The 21,253-nt window shown below is 66.4% G+C and carries 16 protein-coding genes; 5 read left to right on the top strand and 11 right to left on the bottom strand.

Features of this window, described 5'->3' with window-relative positions:
• The first annotated feature begins 16 nt into the window (after positions 1–16).
• Genes EV685_RS01090 through EV685_RS01105 form a run of 4 tightly spaced genes read left to right on the top strand, consistent with a single transcriptional unit; the run spans position 17 to position 9,844 of the window.
• Positions 17–3,751 (top strand): DUF6079 family protein, encoded by a 3,735-nt coding sequence (locus EV685_RS01090; protein ID WP_130480155.1) that lies wholly within the window; start codon positions 17–19, stop codon positions 3,749–3,751.
• Positions 3,748–6,513 (top strand): BREX-2 system phosphatase PglZ, encoded by a 2,766-nt coding sequence (pglZ, locus tag EV685_RS01095; protein WP_130480156.1) that lies wholly within the window; start codon positions 3,748–3,750, stop codon positions 6,511–6,513. Before EV685_RS01090 ends, pglZ begins: the two co-directional genes overlap by 4 nt.
• Positions 6,510–7,820: a BREX system ATP-binding protein BrxD gene (brxD, locus tag EV685_RS01100; RefSeq protein ID WP_130480157.1), complete on the top strand. Its 1,311-nt coding sequence runs from the start codon at positions 6,510–6,512 to the stop codon at positions 7,818–7,820. The genes pglZ and brxD overlap by 4 nt, the downstream gene beginning before the upstream one ends.
• Positions 7,817–9,844 (top strand): DEAD/DEAH box helicase, encoded by a 2,028-nt coding sequence (locus EV685_RS01105; RefSeq protein WP_130480158.1) that lies wholly within the window; start codon positions 7,817–7,819, stop codon positions 9,842–9,844. The genes brxD and EV685_RS01105 overlap by 4 nt, the downstream gene beginning before the upstream one ends.
• A gap of 57 nt (positions 9,845–9,901) precedes the next feature.
• Here EV685_RS01105 and EV685_RS01110 read toward each other — a convergent pair whose 3' ends face one another.
• Positions 9,902–11,572: a GmrSD restriction endonuclease domain-containing protein gene (locus tag EV685_RS01110; protein ID WP_130480159.1), complete on the bottom strand. Its 1,671-nt coding sequence runs from the start codon at positions 11,570–11,572 to the stop codon at positions 9,902–9,904.
• A gap of 199 nt (positions 11,573–11,771) precedes the next feature.
• Here EV685_RS01110 and EV685_RS01115 point away from each other — a divergent pair, with 199 nt between their 5' ends.
• Positions 11,772–12,236 carry a hypothetical protein gene (locus tag EV685_RS01115; protein ID WP_130480160.1) on the top strand — a complete coding sequence of 155 codons (465 nt, stop codon included), beginning with the start codon at positions 11,772–11,774 and terminating at the stop codon, positions 12,234–12,236.
• Positions 12,237–12,440: 204 nt separating this feature from the next.
• On the opposite strand, the gene EV685_RS01120 is transcribed toward EV685_RS01115, so the two are convergent.
• From EV685_RS01120 to EV685_RS01165, 10 genes are all read right to left on the bottom strand, one after another.
• Positions 12,441–13,946 carry a GTPase family protein gene (locus tag EV685_RS01120; RefSeq protein WP_165396681.1) on the bottom strand — a complete coding sequence of 502 codons (1,506 nt, stop codon included), beginning with the start codon at positions 13,944–13,946 and terminating at the stop codon, positions 12,441–12,443.
• A 41-nt stretch (positions 13,947–13,987) separates the two neighbouring features.
• Entirely contained in the window at positions 13,988–15,223 is a 1,236-nt protein-coding gene (locus EV685_RS01125; RefSeq protein ID WP_130480162.1) for a GTPase family protein, read from the bottom strand.
• A gap of 34 nt (positions 15,224–15,257) precedes the next feature.
• The gene (locus tag EV685_RS01130; RefSeq protein ID WP_130480163.1) at positions 15,258–15,827 is read right to left on the bottom strand and encodes a hypothetical protein; all 570 of its coding nucleotides are present in this window, start codon (positions 15,825–15,827) and stop codon (positions 15,258–15,260) included.
• Complete coding sequence (locus tag EV685_RS01135) at positions 15,824–16,327, bottom strand: hypothetical protein (protein ID WP_130480164.1); 504 nt, start codon at positions 16,325–16,327, stop codon at positions 15,824–15,826. Before EV685_RS01135 ends, EV685_RS01130 begins: the two co-directional genes overlap by 4 nt.
• Positions 16,328–16,591: 264 nt before the next feature.
• Positions 16,592–17,359 (bottom strand): hypothetical protein, encoded by a 768-nt coding sequence (locus tag EV685_RS01140; protein ID WP_130480165.1) that lies wholly within the window; start codon positions 17,357–17,359, stop codon positions 16,592–16,594.
• 89 nt (positions 17,360–17,448) lie between these two features.
• Entirely contained in the window at positions 17,449–17,634 is a 186-nt protein-coding gene (locus tag EV685_RS01145; protein ID WP_130480166.1) for a hypothetical protein, read from the bottom strand.
• Between the two features lie 118 nt (positions 17,635–17,752).
• Positions 17,753–18,613 carry a restriction endonuclease gene (locus tag EV685_RS01150; RefSeq protein ID WP_130480167.1) on the bottom strand — a complete coding sequence of 287 codons (861 nt, stop codon included), beginning with the start codon at positions 18,611–18,613 and terminating at the stop codon, positions 17,753–17,755.
• A 236-nt stretch (positions 18,614–18,849) separates the two neighbouring features.
• Positions 18,850–19,122, bottom strand: a complete 273-nt coding sequence (locus EV685_RS01155) for a Rap1a/Tai family immunity protein (RefSeq protein ID WP_130480168.1) — start codon at positions 19,120–19,122, stop codon at positions 18,850–18,852.
• A gap of 83 nt (positions 19,123–19,205) precedes the next feature.
• The gene (locus EV685_RS01160) at positions 19,206–19,631 is read right to left on the bottom strand and encodes a hypothetical protein (RefSeq protein WP_130480169.1); all 426 of its coding nucleotides are present in this window, start codon (positions 19,629–19,631) and stop codon (positions 19,206–19,208) included.
• A gap of 54 nt (positions 19,632–19,685) precedes the next feature.
• Positions 19,686–21,017, bottom strand: a complete 1,332-nt coding sequence (locus EV685_RS01165) for a PcfJ domain-containing protein (protein ID WP_130480170.1) — start codon at positions 21,015–21,017, stop codon at positions 19,686–19,688.
• Positions 21,018–21,253: the final 236 nt, after the last annotated feature.

The following is a 21,253-nucleotide window of genomic DNA, read 5'->3' on the forward strand; positions in this document are numbered from 1 at the left end:
GGGAGCCAGACCGTCCATGACCACCCCCATCCGCGACCTCATCAGCATCCCCGAGCGGGTGCACCAAGGCGACTTCGTGCTCAAGCTGTCGGACGGCGTGGCCCACGCCGACCAGACGCTGCGCGATTACGTCGTCACGCCGCAGCTGGCCGATGCATTCGCGAACGCGCTGGGTTTCATCCAGCAGTCCGTCGCCAGCAACAGCAGCAAGGCGGCCTACCTGCACGGCTCCTTCGGCTCGGGCAAGAGCCATTTCATGGCCGTGCTCAACTTGCTGCTGGCGGGCCATGCCCAGGCGCGTGCGATGCCGGAACTGGCAAGCGCCGTGGCGCAGTCGGACTGGGCGCGGTCCAAGCGTTTCCTGATGGTCCCGTATCACATGATCGGCTCGACCGACATGGAATCGGCCATCTTGGGCGGCTACGCCGAACACGTCCGGCGCCTGCACCCGAGCGCGCCAGTGCCCGGTTTCTACCTGGCCGATGACCTGTTCAACGATGCCCGGTCAATGCGGCTGCGGCTGGGTGACGAGGACTTCTTCGCCAAGCTCAACGAGGCCCCGACCAGCCAGGGCGGCGGAGGCGCCAACAAGGCAGACAGCGAGCCAGACAGCGGTGGGGGCTGGGGCGACATGGACGGCGGCTGGGACGCGATCAGCTTCGAGGCCGCCATGCTGGAGCCGCCCGCCGGCGAGGAGCGCGGCCGGCTGGTCGGTGCCCTGATCAGCCAGTTCTTCACCGCCTTCCAGGCGCTGGCGGGCTCCGGCGAGGCCTTTGTGCCGCTGGATGCCGGGCTGGCGATCATGAGCCGCCATGCGCGCGACCTGGGCTACGACGCGGTCATCCTGTTCCTCGACGAGATGGTGCTGTGGCTGGCCAGCCGGGCCGGCGACGTGGCCTTCGTCAGCCAAGAGGGCACCAAGCTCGTCAAGCTGGTGGAGGCCACGCACGCCGACCGGCCGATCCCGCTGATCAGCTTCGTGGCCCGCCAGCGCGACCTGCGCGACCTCGTCGGCGAACACCTGACCGGTGCCACCGGCGTGCAGTTCAGCGACGTGCTCAAGTTCTGGGAAGCGCGCTTCCACAAGATCACGCTCGAAGACCGCAACCTGCCCGCCATCGCCGAAAAGCGCGTGCTGCGGCCGGTCAGTGACGATGCCCGCCGCACGCTGGCCAACGCCTTCGACGACGTGCTGCGCCTGCGCCGCGACGTGCTGGACACGCTGCTGACGACCGAGGCCGACCGGGACATGTTCCGCCAGGTCTACCCCTTCAGCCCCGCCCTGGTGCAGGCGCTGATCGCCGTGTCGGCCGCGCTGCAGCGCGAGCGCACGGCCCTGAAGCTGATGATGCAGTTGCTGGTGGACCGGCGCGCCGATCTGGAGCTGGGCCAGCTGATCCCCGTGGGCGACCTGTGGGACGTCATCGCAGAAGGTGACGAGCCCTTCTCGGAAGCCATGCGCATGCATTTCGAGAACGCCAAGCGCCTCTACCAGCAGCGCCTGCTGCCGATGCTCGAAAGCAAGGCCGGCACGACCTGGGAAGCCATCCGGCTGGGCCAGGCCGAGCCCGCACGCGCCAAGGCGCTGCGCAACGATGCGCGCCTGCTCAAGACGCTGCTGCTGGCCGCGCTGGTGCCGGAGGTGGAAGCCCTCCGGGCCCTGACGGCGGCGCGGCTGACGGCCCTGAACCACGGCACCTTCCGCACGCCCATCCCCGGTCAGGAGGCCCAGCACGTGCTGCGCAAGCTGCGCGACTGGGCCGGCGAGGTCGGCGAGCTGAAGGTCAGCGACGATGCCAACCCGGTCGTGTCGATCCAGATCACCGGCGTGGACCTGGAACCGGTGCTCAAGGCCGCCGAGGTGGTCGACAACCCGGGCAACCGGCGCAAGACGGTGCGCGAGCTGCTGTTCGACCAACTGGGCATCGAGGACAAGGGCACGATGTTCCACCACGTCGACCACCAATGGCGCGGCACGCGCAGGGAGGTGGAGGTGGTCTACGAGAACGTGCGCGGGATGGCCGACGAGCGCCTGCGTGACCGCACCGGCGCCTGGACCGTCGTGCTGGACCTGCCCTTCGACGAACCGCACCGCAGCCCCACCGACCACCTGGCGTGGCTGGGCAACTACCGGGGCGGCGCAACCCACACGCTGGTCTGGCTCACGGCCTTCCTGAGCGCCCGGTCGGAGGCGGACCTGAAGCGCTACGTGGTGCTCGATCACATCCTGCAGGGCGATCGCTTCGAGACCTACTCGACCCACCTGAACTACGTCGACCGGGTGCAGGCGAAGGCGCTGGCCAAGAACCAGCGCGACTCGCTGCGCATCAAGCTGATCGGCCATCTGGAAGTTGCCTACCGGGTGCGCGAGGAACCACGCGACGCCATCACCCATGAGCTGAGCGCCGAACAGCAGTTCCACTCGCTCGACCCGACACTGGCCCCACGGCCGCCGGTGGGCGTGAACTTCAAGACGGCGTTCGAGGACCTGCTCAACCAGCTCTTCACGCACCGCTACCCGGCGCATCCGCACTTCGAAGAGAACATCCGCTTGCCGACGTTGCGCAAGATCTGGCCGGAGATCAAGGCCGCCATCGAGGCACCGGAGCGCCGCATCGTCGTGACCGATGCGGCCACGCGCAAGCTGCTGCGCTCGATCGTCAACCCGTTGCAGCTGGGCAAGATGGGCGAGACGCCGCTGCAGATCGAGACGCACTGGCAGTCGCACTTTTCGCAACAGGCCGCCCGGGATGCCGAGGCCGGCCCGGTGACCGTCGCCCGGGTCCGCCGATGGATCGACCAGCCCCGCGCGATGGGGCTGCCGCACGAACTGCAGAACCTGATCATCCTGGCCTGGGCCCTGATGACCAACCGCCGCTTGGTGCAGAACGGCGGGCCCTACGAGGCCGATGTGGATCGCCTGGCCGATGACGTGGAACTGCGCGAACAGGCCCTGCCGCACCCCGAAGACTGGGCCCTGGCCGGCCGGCGCGCGGGGTCGCTGCTGGGTGTGGTGACGCCGCAGGGCCTGAGCGCGGGCAACGTCGGCAAGCTCGTCGCCGATGTGAAGCGGGCAGCGCGTGAGAAGCAAGGGCCGGCGGCAGAACTGGTCCAGGCCCTGCAGCGCCTGGAACGCCTGGGCGCCGCGCAGGACAGCGCCCGCTGGCGCACGGCCCGCGCTGCGAAGTCGGCCTTGTCAGCCCTCACGGCCGCGGACGAGGCCGAGCTGGTGCTGACCCTGGCGCAGTTGGAGGTACAGACATCCGAGACGGCCATGGCGAAATCCATCGCGCTGTCACAGGCCATGATCGACACGCTCGCCAACACGCGCTGGGCGCTGTTCGAGGGCCTGGGCCGGCTGACCGATCAGCGCGCGTCTCGGGCATCGGCGGTGCTGTCGGAACTGGCGACGCTGCTGCAGGCCGACGAATACGTCGCCGGCTTGAAGGCGGGTCTGCAGGGGCTGGAGCAGGTGGCGACGGATCTGCTGACCCATGCGCCCGCGCCCACGCCTGTGGCATCAACGCCTTCAACGTCTCAGCTCATCCATCAGCCGCAGCCGCAGCCGCCGGTGGCCGAACTGCCGGTGGCGGCGCAGCAAGATGTCGTGGTCGACGAGCGTCAGGCGGTGGTGATGAATGCGCAGGCCGCGACCGTCGCCTTGAGTCAACTGCAAGAGCAACTGTCGCGCGATCCGGCGCTGGAGCTCACCGTCAGCTGGCGACTGGTGCGGCCGGGGACGCGCACATGAACACGCTCGGACTCTCGGCCAGCGAGGCCCATATCACGGCGCAGATCGATGCGTTGATGGCCAAGGATCCGGAGGTGCGCACGCTGGCAATCCGCAGCGCGCGGCAGCTGGACTGGCCGCCGATGCTCACGCGGCGGGACCGGCGCTTTGAGCTGCGCTGGTGCGAAAGCCGGCTCGCGCTGCGCGAGGCCTTGCTGGCACAAGAGGAAACCGATGCCGACACCCGCGACGGCCTTGTGCTGCTGACGCCTCTGGGCGATCAGGATGTGCCAGCCGATGTGATCGCGCGGCTGGCCCGAGGCAAGGTCTTCCAGCCTCAGGGCTGGACCATCGTGCGGGAACTCTTCAGCGCCCAGGGCACCGATGCCCGTCTGGGCGAACACGACTGGATGCCGCAAGTGCTGGTCGATGCTGCCCGGCAGGGTCCGTACACGCCAGTCACCAGCGGCTTCCTGGATGCGGACACGGCCTGGCGAGAAGTGCTCACCCGCCATCTGCAACTCGACAGCGCACGACCCGATATCGCGATGCTCCTGACGTGGTCGTTGCGTCCCGATGCGAACGTGCGCTTGTCTGGTCTGCCGGACAAGGCGCGGCAAGCCACGCTCGGCTGGATGACGCGCCACGCGGGCCCAAGCGGCGAGATGGTCCTGCGCTGCATCGATGCAGGCCGGCTGGCCGATGTGCTGCCGCTCGGGCTGGTGTGCGGCGTCGTGTTTGCACCTGAGGGGGAAGGTGAACAGTCCCTGTCGGCCGCAGCGGTGCGCCTGGAGCGCTACGTTGGCCAGCAACCGATCGGTATCGAGCCGGGTCGTCGCTGGGCCGCCGATGCCCGCCAGTTGGTTCAGACGCTGTCGATCGACACCTGCCAAGGTGCGCTGGATCGGGCCGATCTGATCCTGCGGGATCTGCACATCGCCGAACACGCCCACCTCAGCGACCTCCTGCCGTCCGGCCTGGAGCAGCGGCTGGCGCGCTATGCCGAGGCACTCCAGGCGCACCTCAAACGTCCGTCCGAATCGACCATTGCCCAGGTGGAGGACACCTGCAACAGCGTCCTGTTGCATCACCTGGGCACGAGCCATGGTCTGCGCATGGAACGGGTGCGCATGGCCCGACGGCTGGCACGCTGGTGGCTGCGCCCCGCGTGGGCCGGTCCCACGGATCTGGACAGCCTGGCCGCGCAGCAGGCCGACGATGCGGCCTTTGTGGACTGGGCGCGCAGCAAGCTGCTCGGTGGCGACGAGTTGGCGAGCCTGTCGAGCGCCTACGCCCAACTGCGAGCCCGTGTGCAGGACCGGCGGGAAGCGAACAACCAGGTCTTCGCAGCCAGCCTCTCGCAGGCGCTGAGTTCGGCAAGGGGCAGCACGACGCGCAGCATCGGACTGGAGGACACGCTGGACCGCCTGGTGGCACCGCTGGCGCGTCAGCATCCCGTCTTGCTGCTGGTGGTCGATGGCCTGAGCCTGTCCATCTTCCGGGAGCTGTTCGAGCGCATCGAGCGACAAGGCTGGAGCGAGCGGGTCCGTTCGGACGCCACCCGACCCCACCTGGGCATCGCGGTGCTGCCCACGATCACCATGGTGAGCCGCACCAGCCTTCTGACCGGGCGCGTCTCGCAGGGTCAGCAGACCCTGGAAAGACAAGGCTTCAGCACGCACGGTGCGCTGGTGCAGTCCTGCACGGGCAGACAGAAACCGCGCCTGTTCCACAAGGGAGATCTGAGCGAGGACGGCCACCTGGCCACCGAGGTCCGACAGGTCATCGGCGACGTGGCCCACCGCGTCGTCGGCGTGGTCTACAACGCGGTCGACGATCACCTGAGTGGCCCCGAACAACTGCAGCAACGCTGGCGCCTGGAAGACCTGCGCCTGCTCCTGCCCATGCTGCAGGAAGCGAAGGCGGCGCGTCGGGTGCTGGTGGTGACGGCCGATCACGGTCACGTGCTGGAGGACGGCAGTCGCGCGGTCAGCACGGCCGGACCGGCTGACGGCGATCGCTGGCGCACAGGTCGACAGGCCAGCGTGCCCGAAGAGCTGGTGCTGAAGGGACATCGCGTTCGGACCCCGGATGGCGATGACGCCGTGGTCACGCTGTGGAGCGAGAAGGCTCGCTACACCGGGCGCAAGAACGGCTATCACGGCGGGGCATCGCCTGCCGAGGTCGTTGTGCCGATGAGCGTCTTCGCGCCGTTCGGCCTGACGCTTGTCGATTGGCAACCTGCCCCACCGCAGCAGCCGGAATGGTGGGACCTGCCCGGCAGCGCCGTGGCGGCGACGCCCGCCAAGTTGTCGGCCAAGGCAACCGGTCGGCGCAACCCGGCCACGCCAACCGCGGCGCCCGTACCCCAGGCAACGCTGTTCGCCGCCGACGAGGCCCCCGTGCCGGTGCCCGCCGCCGAAGTGGCACATGCGGCCACCAGCGCCGACTGGATCAGCAACCTGCTGTCGACCAGCGTCTATGCGTCGCAGCGCCAACTGGCCGCGCGCATGGCCATGCCCGATGATCAGATGCGCCGACTGCTGTGGGCCCTGGACGAACGCGGCGGCAAGCTCGGGAAGGCGGCTCTGGCTCAACGAATGAGCCTGCAGGAGATGCGCCTGGCGGGCTTCCTCAGCGTCGCCAGACGCCTGTTGAACGTCGATCAGGCGCCGGTGTTGAGCGTGGATGAAGACGCCGGCGTCGTCGAACTCAATCGCGAGTTGCTGATGGCGCAGTTCCAGCTCGACACCCCGTCAAGAACCAGGAAAGGCGCCCCATGATCAGCGCAACCCGTCGAGAAGACATCGTCTCGGCCCTGCGGCGCGGCACCGTCCCGAATGCGGGCCTGGATGCCTTGGCCGTCGGCATCCAGTCTCTGGCGCCCGTCATTGACGACGAGCTGCAGCGCGTCGCCGCCGGCAAGGCCGGCTTCAAGGCCGTGCGTGGCGACTACGGCAGCGGCAAGACCTTCTTCGGTCGCTGGCTGCAGGAGCGTGCCCGCTCTCGGGCCTTTGCGACCAGCGAGGTGCAGATCAACGAGACGGAGACGCCGCTGCACCGTCTGGAGACGGTCTATCGACGCCTGGTGGAGCAACTCTCCACCACCGACACGCCGCAGGGCGCCTTCCGCAACGTCATTGACGGCTGGTTCTTCGCCCTGGAGCAGGACGTGCTGGCCGATGCCACGGTCGATCCGGACGACACCGCCGGACTGCTCGTGCGCAGCAACGAGCTGATGGAATCGAGGCTGGCGAGCATCAGCCGTGCGGCACCCGCCTTTGCGGCCGTGCTGCGGGCCTACCGGCAGGCTCAGGCAGACGGAGACCAGCAAGTCGCCGACGGCCTGATCGCGTGGCTGGCGGGTCAGCCCAACGTGGCCGCGAGCGTCAAGCGTGTGGCCGGCATCAAGGGCGACCTGGACCACTTCGCCGCCGCCAACTTCCTGGCCGGCTTGCTCACCATCTTGCGCGACAGCGGCTACAGCGGCTTGCTGCTGGTGCTCGATGAGGTGGAGACCCTGCAGCGCATGCGAGCGGACGCACGCGAGAAGGGCCTCAACGCCCTGCGCCAGTGGATCGACGAGATCGACGCGGGGCGCTATCCCGGTCTCTACCTGGTCATCACCGGCACGCCCGCCTTCTTCGATGGTGCCCAAGGGGTACAGCGGCTCCTGCCACTGGCTCAGCGACTGCACGTCGACTTCGGCACGGAGCGTCGTTTTGACAACCCGAGAGCTGTGCAGATCCGACTGCAGTCGTTTGACCCAGGTGCCCTGCTGGAGGTCGGCCGGAAGGTGCGGGACCTCTATGCCGAAGGACGAACGCAGGAGCCGCGACTTCGTTCGCTGGTCGACGATGCCTATGTCGAGCAGCTCGGGCGCGCCGTCACCGGCGGACTGGGTGGCAAGGTGGGTGTGGCACCCCGCCTGTTCCTGAAGAAGCTGGTGGCCGACGTGCTGGACCGGGTCGACCTGCACGAGGCCTTCGACCCGCGCCAGCACTACCAGCTCACGCTGTCGGAAACCGAGATGTCGGTGAACGAACGTGCAGCAGCCGGTGCGGCTTCTGTGGACGACATCGAGCTGTGAACCCTTTCGATCGGCTGCACCCTGCCCTGCAGCACCACATCGTCAACTCGCTGGGCTGGTCGACCTTGAGGCCGACGCAGCTGGAAGCGATCGGGCCCATCCTGGACGGCGCTCACGTCCTGCTGCTGGCACCGACGGCAGGCGGCAAGACTGAAGCCGCCTTCCTGCCCGTGTTGTCGCGCATGCTGAGCGAGGGATGGCGAGGCGTGAGCGTGCTTTATGTCTGCCCGATCAAGGCCCTGCTGAACAACCTGGCGCCACGGCTGCAGCACTACGCCGCTCTGGTCGGTCGACGCGTCGAGGTCTGGCATGGCGACGTCTCTCCGGCAAGCAAGCGCCGGTTGCTGACGGACCCGCCGGACGTCCTGCTGACCACGCCCGAGTCGCTGGAAGGCATGCTCATCTCGCCCCGGATCGAACGCGAGGCCTGGCTCGGTCAACTGCGTTGCGTGATCGCCGACGAACTGCACGCCTTCGCCGCTGGCGATCGGGGTTGGCACCTGCGCAGCGTGATCCATCGCATCGACCCGTACGCCCAGGCCCCCGTCCAGCGCCTGGGCCTGTCGGCAACCGTCGCAAATCCCGACGACTTGCTGGCCTGGTTCGCACCGGCCGGCACACGACAGACGGTTGGCAGTTCGCACGTAAGCACGGACGCCGACGTGACCATCGACCATGTCAGCACGCTGGAGAACGCGGCCATCGTCATCTCGCGCCTGCATCGCGGCGAGAAGCGCCTGGTGTTCTGCGATTCCCGCAGTTCGGCAGAGAAGCTGGGCGCGGGGCTGCGCGAACTGGGCGTGCGCACCTTCGTCAGCCACGCCTCGCTGTCGGCCAGTGAACGGCGGCATGCGGAGGCTGCATTCGCCGAGGAGCGCGATTGCGTCATCGTGGCGACCTCCACGCTCGAACTCGGGATCGACGTCGGCGACCTTGACCGGGTCATCCAGATCGACGCGCCCGCCACGGTCGGGTCCTTCCTGCAGCGCATGGGCCGCAGCGGTCGCCGCACCGGCACACGCCGCAACTGCCTGTTCCTGACCACCAGCGACACGGCTTTGCTCACGGCCGGCGCCATCTGCCGGCTGTGGTCACGGGCGTGGGTCGAAGCCGTGACGCCACCGGCCAGTCCTTGGAACGTGCTGGTGCAGCAATCGCTCTTGATGGTCCTCGAACGCGGACGCATGCCGCGACACGAGTTGCTGGATGCCCTGCTGTTCGCCTTCCCGGAACTGCCCGCGCCGGGCATCGAGACCTGCCTCGACCATCTCGTCGACGCGACCTGGCTGGCCTGCCCTGACGACCCGGACCTAGTGCAGATCGGCCCGAAGACCCAGGCGGAACATGAGCGCAGTCACTACATGGACCTGCTGGTGACCTTCACCGGCCCGGATCTGCTGGTGGGCAAACACGGTGCCAGCGAGGTCGGCTACCTCGACCCGGCGGTGTTGATGGGCAAGCCGGGTAAGCCGATCCGGCTGCTGCTCGGCGGGCGGCGCTGGCTCGCCCGTGACGTCGACTGGAAGCGCCGCGTCGTCTGGCTGGAACCGGCGACCGAAGGCGGCAAGGCCCGCTGGATGGGCGGAGGCCGCGACATGAGCGCAGCGGTCGCGCACGAGATTCGCGAGTTGCTGGTGAATGGCGATGCGGGCGCGGCGAAGCTGTCCAAACGCGCGGTTGCCGCCCTGGACGACCTGCGCGACGTCATGCCGACCCAGACTCACCCGCCCGCTGTCGAGGCGCGTGTTCCCACAGGATTCCTCATGTGGACCTACGCCGGCACGGCCCGCAACCGCAAGACGCAACTGAGCCATCGAGCCCACGGTGCGAGCACCGCCGATGGGCTGTCCATCCAGTGGCGGATCGACCCGAGGCTGCTGGGCGACCTGACGCCGGAAGATCCCGAACTGGACGACGCGGAGGTCGCGGAACTCGCGACGTCGTTCAAGTTCGCCGAGATGCTGCCGGCAGTGGCGAGGCGGGAGTTGGTGTTCCGCAGGCTGTTGGGTGAGGGCGGTGGGTGAGTAGGCTGGGCAGAACATCACCAGTCAGAGTCGTGCACGTGGCCTTGGCGTCGAATATCAAGCGCCCGTCAACAACCAGTTGAACCGGTCGGCGATCAGCTGCTTTCGGACTTCGATGAAGTCGTCATAGCGGTCCATTGACCAGAGACTGCGATCGGTGGGAATCAAGTGCAGTTCGAGGTAGGCGGCAGGCTTGCCGTCGAACCAGTCTTCCGGCGAAGTGTCTCCCTTGCCGCCGGCACCATTCTCAGAGCGGGTCAGAAGCATGCAATTGGCCAACTGATTGCGCGCATCGTCGCGATATCGCATGACAGGCCGACCAGTCTCGGGACTCACATCCTTGATCGCCTTCAATCGGCTCTGCGGAAAGACGTGGTCGACCTGAGGCAAATTGTTGTCGTAGGCTGGTACGTGTGTGAAGGCGGGGTACCAGAGGTTGAGGACGAGGTGCAACGTCTTGGAGCCATAACCCATGCCAAAAAAGCGGTCTTGGGTCATTTCCAAGCTGCGACCTTGCGAGCGGATCACGTGGAAGCCCTCCTCAGCGTCGAAACGCTGCAGCTCCTTGAAGCGCTTCACCAGCGCATCAAGGAGCCGGTCGGATTGGCCACCAAAAGCACCTGCAAGTAGCGAGCGAACCAGAAAGTTCTCTACCTGGGTCGCCGCAGCCCAGGCCTTCGGGAAGTGGTGCCGCACATAGATCAAGGGGATCAAGGCCAAATACGAGGGCAAGGCCTTGTCGCATTGGATGTAGGTCTTGCTTCGCATGAAGTCGACGACAGCGCGAATGGAGTCAGACAGCGAATCCCAGCGCTGCTCGATGGATTCACGCACGCCCGGTTTGCGAAACTTCGAAACCTCGTACTGCGCGCCTTGGTCGAGCAACACGAGGCAGGTCTTCAGTACGAAGTCGCGATCGAACGCGAAGCCATGCCGATTGAGGGTATCCAGCAGGACTTCCATCTGGTTATCAGCCACGTCCCAGGTCGCATTCAGTAGCGAGAACAGCAGGTCGGACTTTTCAAGCTTTGTGCCGCCCGAATTGGCGCGAATGAAGACCTCGACCACGTCGTCTTCGGAATACAGGTCGGGGTTGTCGATGCTGTCGAGCTCTTGATAGGTGATCGATTCATCCATCTTGAAGGTCCGATCGATCAATTCAAGATTCGCGTCGACGCGGTCAACTTCATCGTCCGTGAGCTCACGATCCGCTTTGGCCTCGATGTCCTTGATCAGCTCACGCTTGCGTCGATTGGTGAAGACAAGATCCTTGAACTTGACCCAGGGGAAATCCGCATCCGCTGCCCCCAGGAAATCGAACTGGTACTTTATGTCGTCAGGCAGCGCAGCCATGCCGCTGAGTGCATTGAAATAAAGTTCTCTGCCATCGAAGCTGCCGCAGAGGCCGATGTAAAGACTTTGCAAGCGCTGCTGCCCGTCCAGCACAAGGCACTTTCGCTTGCTGTCTTCCGGAACATAGAATGTGCTGAGCTTGAGCGAACCAGACCAGTTGTCGATAAACTTGCGACGACGAATGCCACTGATGGTCTTCCAAACCAGCAACGTGCTGATCGGGTATTCACGCAGTATGGAATCGAACAGTCGACAAATCTGTTGCTGATCCCACACGAAGGGCCGTTGAATATTAGGCAACCAGAATCCACCTTCTTCGTCGGCATTATTTAGGTAACCGACTATTTTACGGATGGTTTCCTTGTGATTTTTCATAAAATACTCCCAGAAAGAAAATTTACCTGAAGGACCTTGATGTCTACGCGCAACTGCCAGACTTGGCTGGGATGATGCCTGTTGACTCAGTGCGACGAAGCATGGCACATCGTGAACTGTTGCTCAAAAACCCGCACCCCACTCCTCTCGTGAACATGAAAAATAACCTGCTCAAAACTCTTCCCGCACAGGAGTTACCGTGAACGATGCAATCAAGGAAAATTTCGTCAACCACAAGTCTCTACAGAACATGTCAACGATTGATCTTGAAGCCTTCGCAAAGTTGGCCGACGCCATCTCAAAGAATGGAATCGACTGGTTCATCGCCGACAAGTCGATTTGCTGGGGCATCAAGGAAAAAGCAGCCAGAACCGGAAATCTTCGGCTTGGGCGCGTGGAACAAATCAACGCCAACTACAAACTTGTCTTGAACCTCAGAGCTCGAAAGAAGTCCGGAATTCGGGAAGTCTTCGCGAAATACAACCACTTCGGTCAAACTCAGCTTCCAGATGGCCGTCACGCACTCACATTCGAACAGGCGCTCGTCTTGAACAATGACGATGAATTCATCCGGTCCATCGAAAAGTTGAACCCACTCAGAAAGCCGGCAGGCCATTTCCCAGTCGACTACGATAAAAGTCAAAAATCTCCTCAAAAGGATTGAATTAACTCATCAGATATAAGCTGATCCCCAAATCCTCGGGCTGACCCGGTCAAATCAATTGATTCACTACGGCAGGTTCAATCACTCCTTGTCCTCACCATTCGATTCTTTCGCTTTCCATCCGGTCAGCTGATCTGCACAAGTGGGACGCGCCCCGTTAGTTTTGAGCAGGGTGGCGAGCACGGTCATTGCATTGGCTGTCCATCACGCACCAACTCCCTTGAACATCAATTTGCCGAGGTATCGACTGCCCTGCCCCACCTGCCGGGCCACCTCGCCCCACTTGAAGCGCGTGCGGTCGAACAAGGCCCTGTGCAGGGCCGATTGGCGTGCGGCGTCCAGGCCTTCTGAGATGGCCAGCCAAAGAGCGTCGACGTTGTAGGGCGCGGTGCCTGGGCGCATCGCGATCGGTACCACGGGCTCGTCGGATTCGCAGAGGTCGGTGGCGACGGCGCGGCAGGCGTCGCGGATCGATGCGGCCTTGCCGCTGGCGGCGCCGTCGAGGTCGTAGGGCGGCTGCCACTCGCGCATCGGCGACAAGCGATCGGCATGGGTGACGACACACAGCACGCGCGGCGTGCGGCGCTCAGGGTGAGTGGCCCATTCGATACGCAAGGCGCTCAGGAGGCGGTGATCGTCCTCACGCGCCGGCTGGATGGCCGAGGCCACCCAGACCACCAGATCGCAGGCCCAGGCATTCGCGGCGACCCAGCGGGCATCCGACGCCGCCCTGGCCTCGGCGGTCGGCGACACATCAGTGCCCAGGCCGGCGGTGTCGATCAGCACCAGGTCCGGACGGCCTTCGGACTGCAGCCGGAACTCGGTCTCGCCGGCCGGCGTGCGACGCTCGGACACAGGCGCCTGCACCTCACCGAGCAGCGCGTTGACCAGCGAGGATTTGCCGGCGTTGACCTGGCCGAAGAAGGACACGCGCACCGGCACCTCGGGTGGAGCCTCGGGCGCGGCCTCGATGATTTCGGCCTGCAACTGCTCGACCTCGACCGAGAAGCGCCGGCCGTAGAGGTCGATCGCCAGGCGCGCGAACTCTTCGGCCATGGCACGGGCGAACTGGCCATGCACGCGCTGCCAGGCGGCCGAGGTCGCCCCACCCTCCAGGACACCACGCAGTTCCTGCAGGGCGGCCTGCGGCGGATTCATGCCGAACCGGGCGACACGCCACAGATACCAGGCGCCGCGCAGCCAGCCGCCATGGCGACGGTAGTGGCCGTGAACGGCCAGCAGGTCCGACACCCGGACAGCGGTCGCACCGGGCACACGCTGCACCATCTGCCGGCGCAGGTCGCCAAGCCCCCGTTCGGCCGCCCGCAGCACGTCGGGAACGGTGAAGCGTGCGGTTGGCACCGAGGCGTCTGGATGCAGACGCCGCGCGGCAGTCTCCATCATCCGCATGGCGGCCAGGCGGACCTCTTCGATCGATGCGGGTGGCGACGACTCGATCGCCTCGAAGTCCGCCGTCAGGTCCGCCCAGGCCTGCTGTTCCAGCGGCGTCCACTCCGGCTTGGCGGGCGTCGGCGGCGTCGCCTCCTGGAGCGCTCGCTCACCGCTCCAGTCCAGCGTCGCCAGCCACGCGATCACGGCCAGTGCGGCCAGCGCGGCGAACCAGATCAGCAGGGCGTCATCCAGGTAGAGATGCCAGAGCCCCAGTCCGGCGAGTCCCAGGAATGGCACGACGATGGCGAGCAGCCTCACCAGGAGGCGCCAATGGCGTCGCAGCAACGAGCGTCCGAGCGTCATGACGCAGCCCCCTTCTTGTCGCTGCGGAAAGCGAAGGCTTGGGCCAGGCCTTGCCGGAACGCGGCCTTGACGGCATCGGCGTCAACCGCGATGTCCTGCTGGCGTCCGCGAAGGTAGACGTAGGCAGCACGGCCCAGCGCATAGGTCACGGCGTAGTCCTGCACGGCCATCACCGGAATCAGGAAGGGCGCGATCTTGGCAATCTGACGCAAGCCCAGCAAGGCGCCTTGCCGCGCGAGCGTCGCCGTGCCCAGCATGCTGAACAAGGTAACGACGTCCTTGCGGGTCATCGGCACCTGCATTTGTCGGGCAAGCGCCCAGACCATGCCCACATGGGCCACGACGACCGTGCCGACGCCCACCACCGGGATCATGCCGGCGCCGCTGGCGCCTGCCGCCAACGACAGGATCAGCCGATGAGCCTGCGGCTCGATCTCCTTCCAGTCGCCGACCTGCCGGCGCATCTGCAGCGCGGCGATGGTGGCAGCCGCATCTGGCGCAGCCCGCAGGATGGCTTCGATCAGAGCGTCACGACCGTAGTCGGCGGGTGTGTAGCCCTCCATCGGCCGAGTCAGGTCCAGCGGCACAAACAGGGGCGCAGCACCGGGCAGGTGAGCGAGGCTGTCGCGCTGGTTCTTCAAGGCCGCTCGCAGCGCACGTGGCACGTCTGCACAGAGGTCGTCGGCGTCGGTACCGGCGAACGGGTAGTCGGCGGGATGGTCGTCGGTGCCGTCGTAGAGGTCATGCAGGCCGGTCTGGGCCACGATCAGCGGCCAGGCGGGGTGACGCCGACGGATCTCGTGGACGGTGCGGATCAGCGCGTCCTGGGCGTCGTCGCGCACGCGCAGGGTCAGGATCAACAGGTGCGCCCGGCTCTCATTGACCGACAGGTCCTCGCTCGGGTCGTAACCCTTCTCGCCGAGACCCCGGGTGTCCAGGATGCGCAGCAGCGGCTGTTCCGGCGGAAAGTCGAACGCCTTCGCGGTGCGGGTGCAAGGCACGTAGCCTTGCCCGATCTCGACCTGACTGGCACCGGTCAGGGCCGACACGATGGAAGACTTGCCGGACCCGGTCTTGCCCAGCAGCCAAACGACCGGCAGTTCATCCGGCGCGGTCATGGGGTCGGGGATGGCGTCGCCATCAAACGGTGCCTCGGCCGACGCTTCGACGGGTGTCGGCACATCAGACGCGTCGCGCCGGAGCCAGCGCGAGAAAGTGGTCTTGAGGGTCATGCTCAGTGGGAGGCAGCCATGGGGAAGTTCGAGTTCAGACCCTGTCTTGAAGCACGCCGTCGATCAGGGCCAGGGCCTTCTCTGTCGACAGGCGACCCTGGATGACCGCCGCGCGCAGACGCCCAGCAGCGGCGGCATCGATCGCGCCGATTCGAACACTCTGTTCAAGCCGATCGCGCCAAACGGAGGCTTCGGACGCGGCTGTCACGCTTGCCGCTTCGTCGGCTTGCTGCTTGAGGTGCGCGACGATGTTGTCGCGCCGCTCCTCGTTGCGTCCGCCCGATCGCGCCAGCTTGACGACGGCCAAGCCCAGCGCGCCGCCAGCTGCCGCAGCGCCCAGCACCCAGCCGATCGGGGTGGAGGTCACGAAGATTCCTCCGAGTACGCCGGCCAACGTGGACGAACCGAGCAAGGTGCTGGCGCCCGCTGCAGAGGCGAGCGTTCCGGCGGCCACCACGCCGGCAGCGGTGCCGCCAACGGTGCCAGCAGCCTGGCTCAGGCTGGCCACGCGATCGGGCCCCTTGAACTTGTCGAGCAATCGTCGTCTCGTCTTGGTGGACGGGTCCTGCTCGCCAGAGGTGCGCTTCGGGTCAGCCACGCTCATGCCGATGCCTCATCGCTCCAACGTTCGCGCAAGGTCACGAACACGTCGAGCATCAACTCGAAGAATCGCTGCGCCAGACGGTACATCCCGCCCAGCAGATCCGTGGGAAGCTCGCCAGCGTCGACCGAGGCACCCAATGCCATGCCGCTGAAAGGTCCGACAAACGAGACCAGTGGTGCGAGCACCGCGCCCAGGAACGGTATGGCCGACACCAGCAGCGACACGGCCGCCCCCAGAAGCAAACCCCACTGGATCGCAGGATGCGCACGCAGGAAATCGAGCACCTTGACCAGAACGATCTTGCCGACCTCGATGACTTCCGTGCCGATGCGCCTGCAGGCTGTCCAGATCGGCTTGAGGCGGGTCAGCAACTCAGCTGGCAGGTCCGACCGAGCAGCCTCGGCCACGAAGGCCTCGAAGGTCGCAGTCGGCGTCTCGGCCTGCATCAGGTTGAGTTGGAGCAGAGCCTGAGGTTGGCTGAGCGTGAGAGCGTGATTCATGGGCAGTGCGTCCAGGTGATCGAGGGTTCACGGCCCGTCCGGTCAACGCTCGACAGCAACGACGCGACCCCGCCTCGCCCATGATTGGCGGGGTCACATGCCCGTGGCCTTGTGTCGATGGACGACACCGCCACGCTCCCTGTCGACACAGACCTTGTTGGCCTTCTTGTGCGGGTCGTCGGCCTGTCTGCGCTGACCATTCCGACCCGGGGGCATGATCGCGGAGCGACTGGCGAGGCATCAACCCGCAAATCGTGAACGATTTCACGACTCAGCTTCACGGACCAGCAACACCAAGCTCGTCGCGCGGCCCCCCCATGCCGACGCCAGCGCATGACGAAATGGTGCGTTGAACACCAACGTCATGTCGGCATCGCAATGTGCGCGCAGGGCCTGGAGGATCTGACGGAGAACATCGCCCTTCAGGCACAAGGCATCCACATGCAGCCAGACGGCTTCGGCGCGCGAGAGCACCTCGGCATCGAACCTTCCCGGCAACATCAACTGACCCGCATCGGCAAGCCAGGCGCCGGTCATCAGCCGCAATGGCATCTGACTCGACGTGTCGACCGGGACGCAGACCTCCAGCACATCCTCGACGTCCAGGCAGGCCCACTCGTTCGGCGAAGCCAGGCTGACCAACATCCGAACCAGCGCCAGCGCATCGACCGCGCTGTGACCGAATGCCGACCGCACGACACCGGTCATCCCGGGCGGCAGGGTCGCGATAGGCTCGTCGCTCACGAGCAGGCTGAGTCCTGGCTGCGCGGCGTGCACTGCCCGCACGGCCTCTTGCACGGCCGTTGCGGAGGTCTGCGCAGGAGCGTGAAGCACGACGCCGAGCAATCGGCAGGCGTCCCCATCCCGCAGGCGCATGCCTTCGAGGAAGTCCGGGGACCAGGCCGACCGTGTCGCCGAAGCACCCGCCCAGGCATGGTCGAGCAAGGCGAAGGTGGCTCGGTCGTCGGCCAGTCGGCTGAAGTCGATGAGAACGACCGCGAGAGCGCCGAACAGTGGCTGGTTGTCGCTCAAGTGACCCGGCGACTGTCGGATCACCCACAACTGGGGTTGCGTCAGATCGCCAACAAGGTCATCGGGCCAAGGCTGTTCGTACCGGGACATCAGATGACATCGCTCCGAATGGTGCGGCATGGGCGAGTGACGCCCGCAGCCATTGAAGCGCCCATGCGGCACACGCGCCGATCGGTGACAGCGCGGACGATCGCGTCACCGCAGACCTTCAGGCGTGACCTCACCTCGGTGGCGGCGCCTTCGGCGAAGCTGGTGATGCGTTCGAAGCAATCCATCGGTCTGTTCTCCCGTTTGATGTGCCAGCAACGATAGATCGCTGATGGCTCAGGAGGTGACCTGGATGGGTATCCAGTTCAACGGCGCGGGCGAACCGACCCGTCGATCGGTCGGGGCTCACCCCATCACCCGCGTTCCCTTGCACGTCGGGTAACCCGTGCAGCCCCAGAAGGCCGAGCCAGCGCTTGCACCGCGCTTGGCGATGCGCTGGGTCATCGGTTTGGCGCAAAACGGGCAAGACGGAGCACGGGCGTCAGGCACGGTTACCGCCTTCGGTGGATTGGAGGGTCTGTTCTGTCGTGCCGACCGGATGAGCAACTGCAGGCCCTTGCCATCCACAAGCCGGATGTTGCGCCCCTCGGCGAAGGCCTTCGCGTCGGCGGTGTACTGGCCCGAGGTCACCACGATGCCCCCTGCTGCGCCGCGCGCGGCCATCACGCCATAGAGCTCGCGGACGACGGTGACGCCGACCTTGAGGGCGCGCCATTGCTTGCACTGCACCAGGGTGGTCTCGCTACCCTGGGTCAGAACGAGGTCCACACCGCCATCGGCCCCGCCGCCACCGGTTTCCGCGACCCGGTAGCCCTGCAGCCGGAAGCCTTCGCCGACCAGCTTTTCGAACTGCTGCCAGGTCATGTCGTCGAGCGCTGCAGCACCCCCCGTCGCCGACACATCGGCCACCACCGCCACCAATTGGCGCCGTTCCCGACGGCGCCATGCCGATATCGCCGCGCCGGCCAGACAGATCAACGGCAGCACGTACTGGCCAAAGGACGCGAGCGAGCGGCCCATCGCTTGTGTCGCGAAGGCGCCCATGTGCCCGGACTGCGCTGTAGCTGTCATCGGCAACTCGGCGATGCGGTGCAGCAGCAGGTAGCTCAGCACCGCCAACAGCACACCCGCCCACCAAGGCAGTCGTGCCATCAGATCAACTAGGAACTCGGCGTTGCTCTTCTTCGTCGCTCGGCGTCTGGACATGGTTCTCCCTGTGGTTGATTTCGGACCGGCGCAGATTCTTGCGTTTCCCGGTCCTCAGTCAGCGGGGGATGTCCGCCGACCACCACCGATCACCATGAAATCGTTCCGACCTGAGGCAAAGGAAGGCAGCCCGGCAACGTGTGTCGGATGACCCCGTGCATGCAACGACGGACGCCCCAGGACCGCGTCGCCGCAACGACGCTAAGCCAGGCCACAAAGCCATGGACGCGATGACGTCAGTACTGCCCCATGCGATCACGCCGGCACGGCCAGGCAGCCGCCAGCGCCTGCGTCGTCATCCGCGCACCCGACACGCTCACCGACGTTCGCCCTGGGGCCCAGCGCAGGATCGCATCGACCAGCTCGAGCGGCATCGTCTCGTTCGGGACGCAGAACGCGACGCCGTTGAGCGTGTCGTGCACGCCGGTCACGAAGCCGAGCATCAGACGTTCCTTGTTCTTCAGCTCGGTGACCAGATCGACCGATGTGACGAAGTGGGTGTCGGCCATGGCGGCGAAGGGCTCTGAGCTCGGCATCAGGAGCGCGAGCGCCACCGTGATGTGCGAGAACCGCCGTTGAACGCGGGGCGGGCTCACACATCACCTCCGATCCAGCCGATCGCATCGACCAGGTCCGCTGACGGACTGAACTCCACGAAGCGAGCCAGCAGGCCGACCTCCTGCGCCCAGGCGTTGGCCTCCTCCACACCAACGCACAGCAGCGCGAAGGGCCGGCGACCGTGATGACCTTTGTCTTCGTCGATCGGACAGCCCGGCAGGCCCTCGATGCGCGGCGTCAGCCACCACAGGGCGCGATCACGGCCGTCGAACCAGGTTCGCTCGAACAGGCCGCACTGCACCCAGTCCGCCGGCTCATCCAGCGCCGGTTCCAGCTCGCTGCAGAGCCGCCGACGCTGGCGCTTGTCGAGCACGGACCACCAGCGCACGAGCGCCTCGACGGACTCGATGGGGTGGCCCTCGGTCTCGTCCAGCCACGCCTGCAGACCACTTCGGCGCAACGCGGGCTGAGCGGGGTCCGTCGCCAGCTCCCGAAGCTCCGCCCGCACCGCCGCCTAGCAGTCGATCGCCCGGCGGCGCAGACCCGGCAACCCGAGGGCGTGTCGAAAGCTGTCGACCTCCGTCAGGCGCCAGCCCCCAGGACGGGTGATCAGCTCCCGATGGCTGGTGGTCATGCACTGAAGGTCCCACAGCCGGTTGTCGCTGTCGCAGCCCAGCAGCATCACCCGGCTGCCCGGATCGCTTCGTCGCCACCACGCGCGCATGGCCTCGATCGCCCGCTCGGCCGCCTTGCGCACGGCCGGCGTCACCGCTGCATTCAACGGACCGAGGACCAGCGACAAGCGCATCGTCGCGAGACTGCGCGGCAGGGATTGGGTCAGCTGGTACTCCGCCGTGGCAAGACGCCGACCGGCGCCATCCCGGATCGACAGGATCAGCACACGACGCGCCTCGCACGCGGCCGCTCGGTCTGCGACGCAATGGTGCATGCGGTGACCTTCGTCGATCAGTCCGTGTTCATCGGCGATCGGCACGAAGGCCATCCCCTCCTCGCTCCAGGCGGGTGGGGCCGGCCAACTGGCCTGGGCCCGGGCCAGTTGCTCGAACTGCAGACGCCAGGCCGTCGCGCTGGCCAGCAGCAAGGGCCAGCCAGCGCGTCGCTGGTTCTTCTCGAGGCGGGTCAGCTTCGCGCCGTGCACCCAGCCGATGACCTCGTGGAGCGCCTCGCGCAGGGCCGCTTGAGCCTGTACGGGGGTCTTGCCCTTCACCTGGGCGTAGCAGCGCGCCACGTGGCCGTAGACGGCACCCTGTGGCCTGACCTGTTCGTGGAACTCCGGCCAGCGGTAGTCGACGTTGCCATCGCGGCTCCAGATTGACCGAACGACCTCGCGCGCGGGCGGCTGGCTCAGGCGCAAGGATTGCAGCGTGACGAGGTGGTGCCGCACGGCATCGTGCACGGCACCCCGGTAGTGGGGCCGCACCGTCAACGCCAGTCGCGCACCGCCGCGCAAGAGCAGCCGCCAGCCGCTGGGGCTGAGGCCCCCCGCCGACAGCCAGGTCTTGACGGCCGCAACGGCATCCCGGGGGCGGACGAGCGGCAGGCCGTCGATCGCGTACAGGCTGGCCGCCACCGGCAGCAGCGCCGGCGCCTCGGCCTGGATCGCCTGCAGACGTCGCCGATGCCGGACGGCGGTGTTCCAGGCCTGCGCGGTGATCTCGGTCCACCGCACATGCTGGTCGCGCGCGTGGACCCGGCGAGCCAGCGCCAGAACCCCGGCGTCGGGCAGCAGCTCGCGCACGACCGCCAGGCGCATCTCACGAACGCCCCCTCGGCGGCGCAGTTCGCGCAGCAGCCAATCCGTCAAGGCGGCCACCAAGCGGTCCATGTCGGAGCTCAGCCAGATCGCTAGACGCTGTGCCTGCTCGCGTGCCACGACCTCGACCCAGGGTCGCGTCGGCAGCGGCGTCAGGACGACGTCGGCCGGCAGCGCCTTGGACCACGAGGCGCCTGTCCTCACCCAGCAAAGCAGCCAAGGCTGGCGCGCAGCGCGAGCCACCCGCAGCCAGCCGCAGATCTCGGTCGCCGGTCGATCGTCTTGAAGGACGGCCTTGAGTGGCGATC

It is taken from the genome of Sphaerotilus mobilis (genome assembly GCF_004216565.1).
GTDB classification, from domain to species: Bacteria; Pseudomonadota; Gammaproteobacteria; order Burkholderiales; family Burkholderiaceae_C; genus Sphaerotilus; species Sphaerotilus mobilis.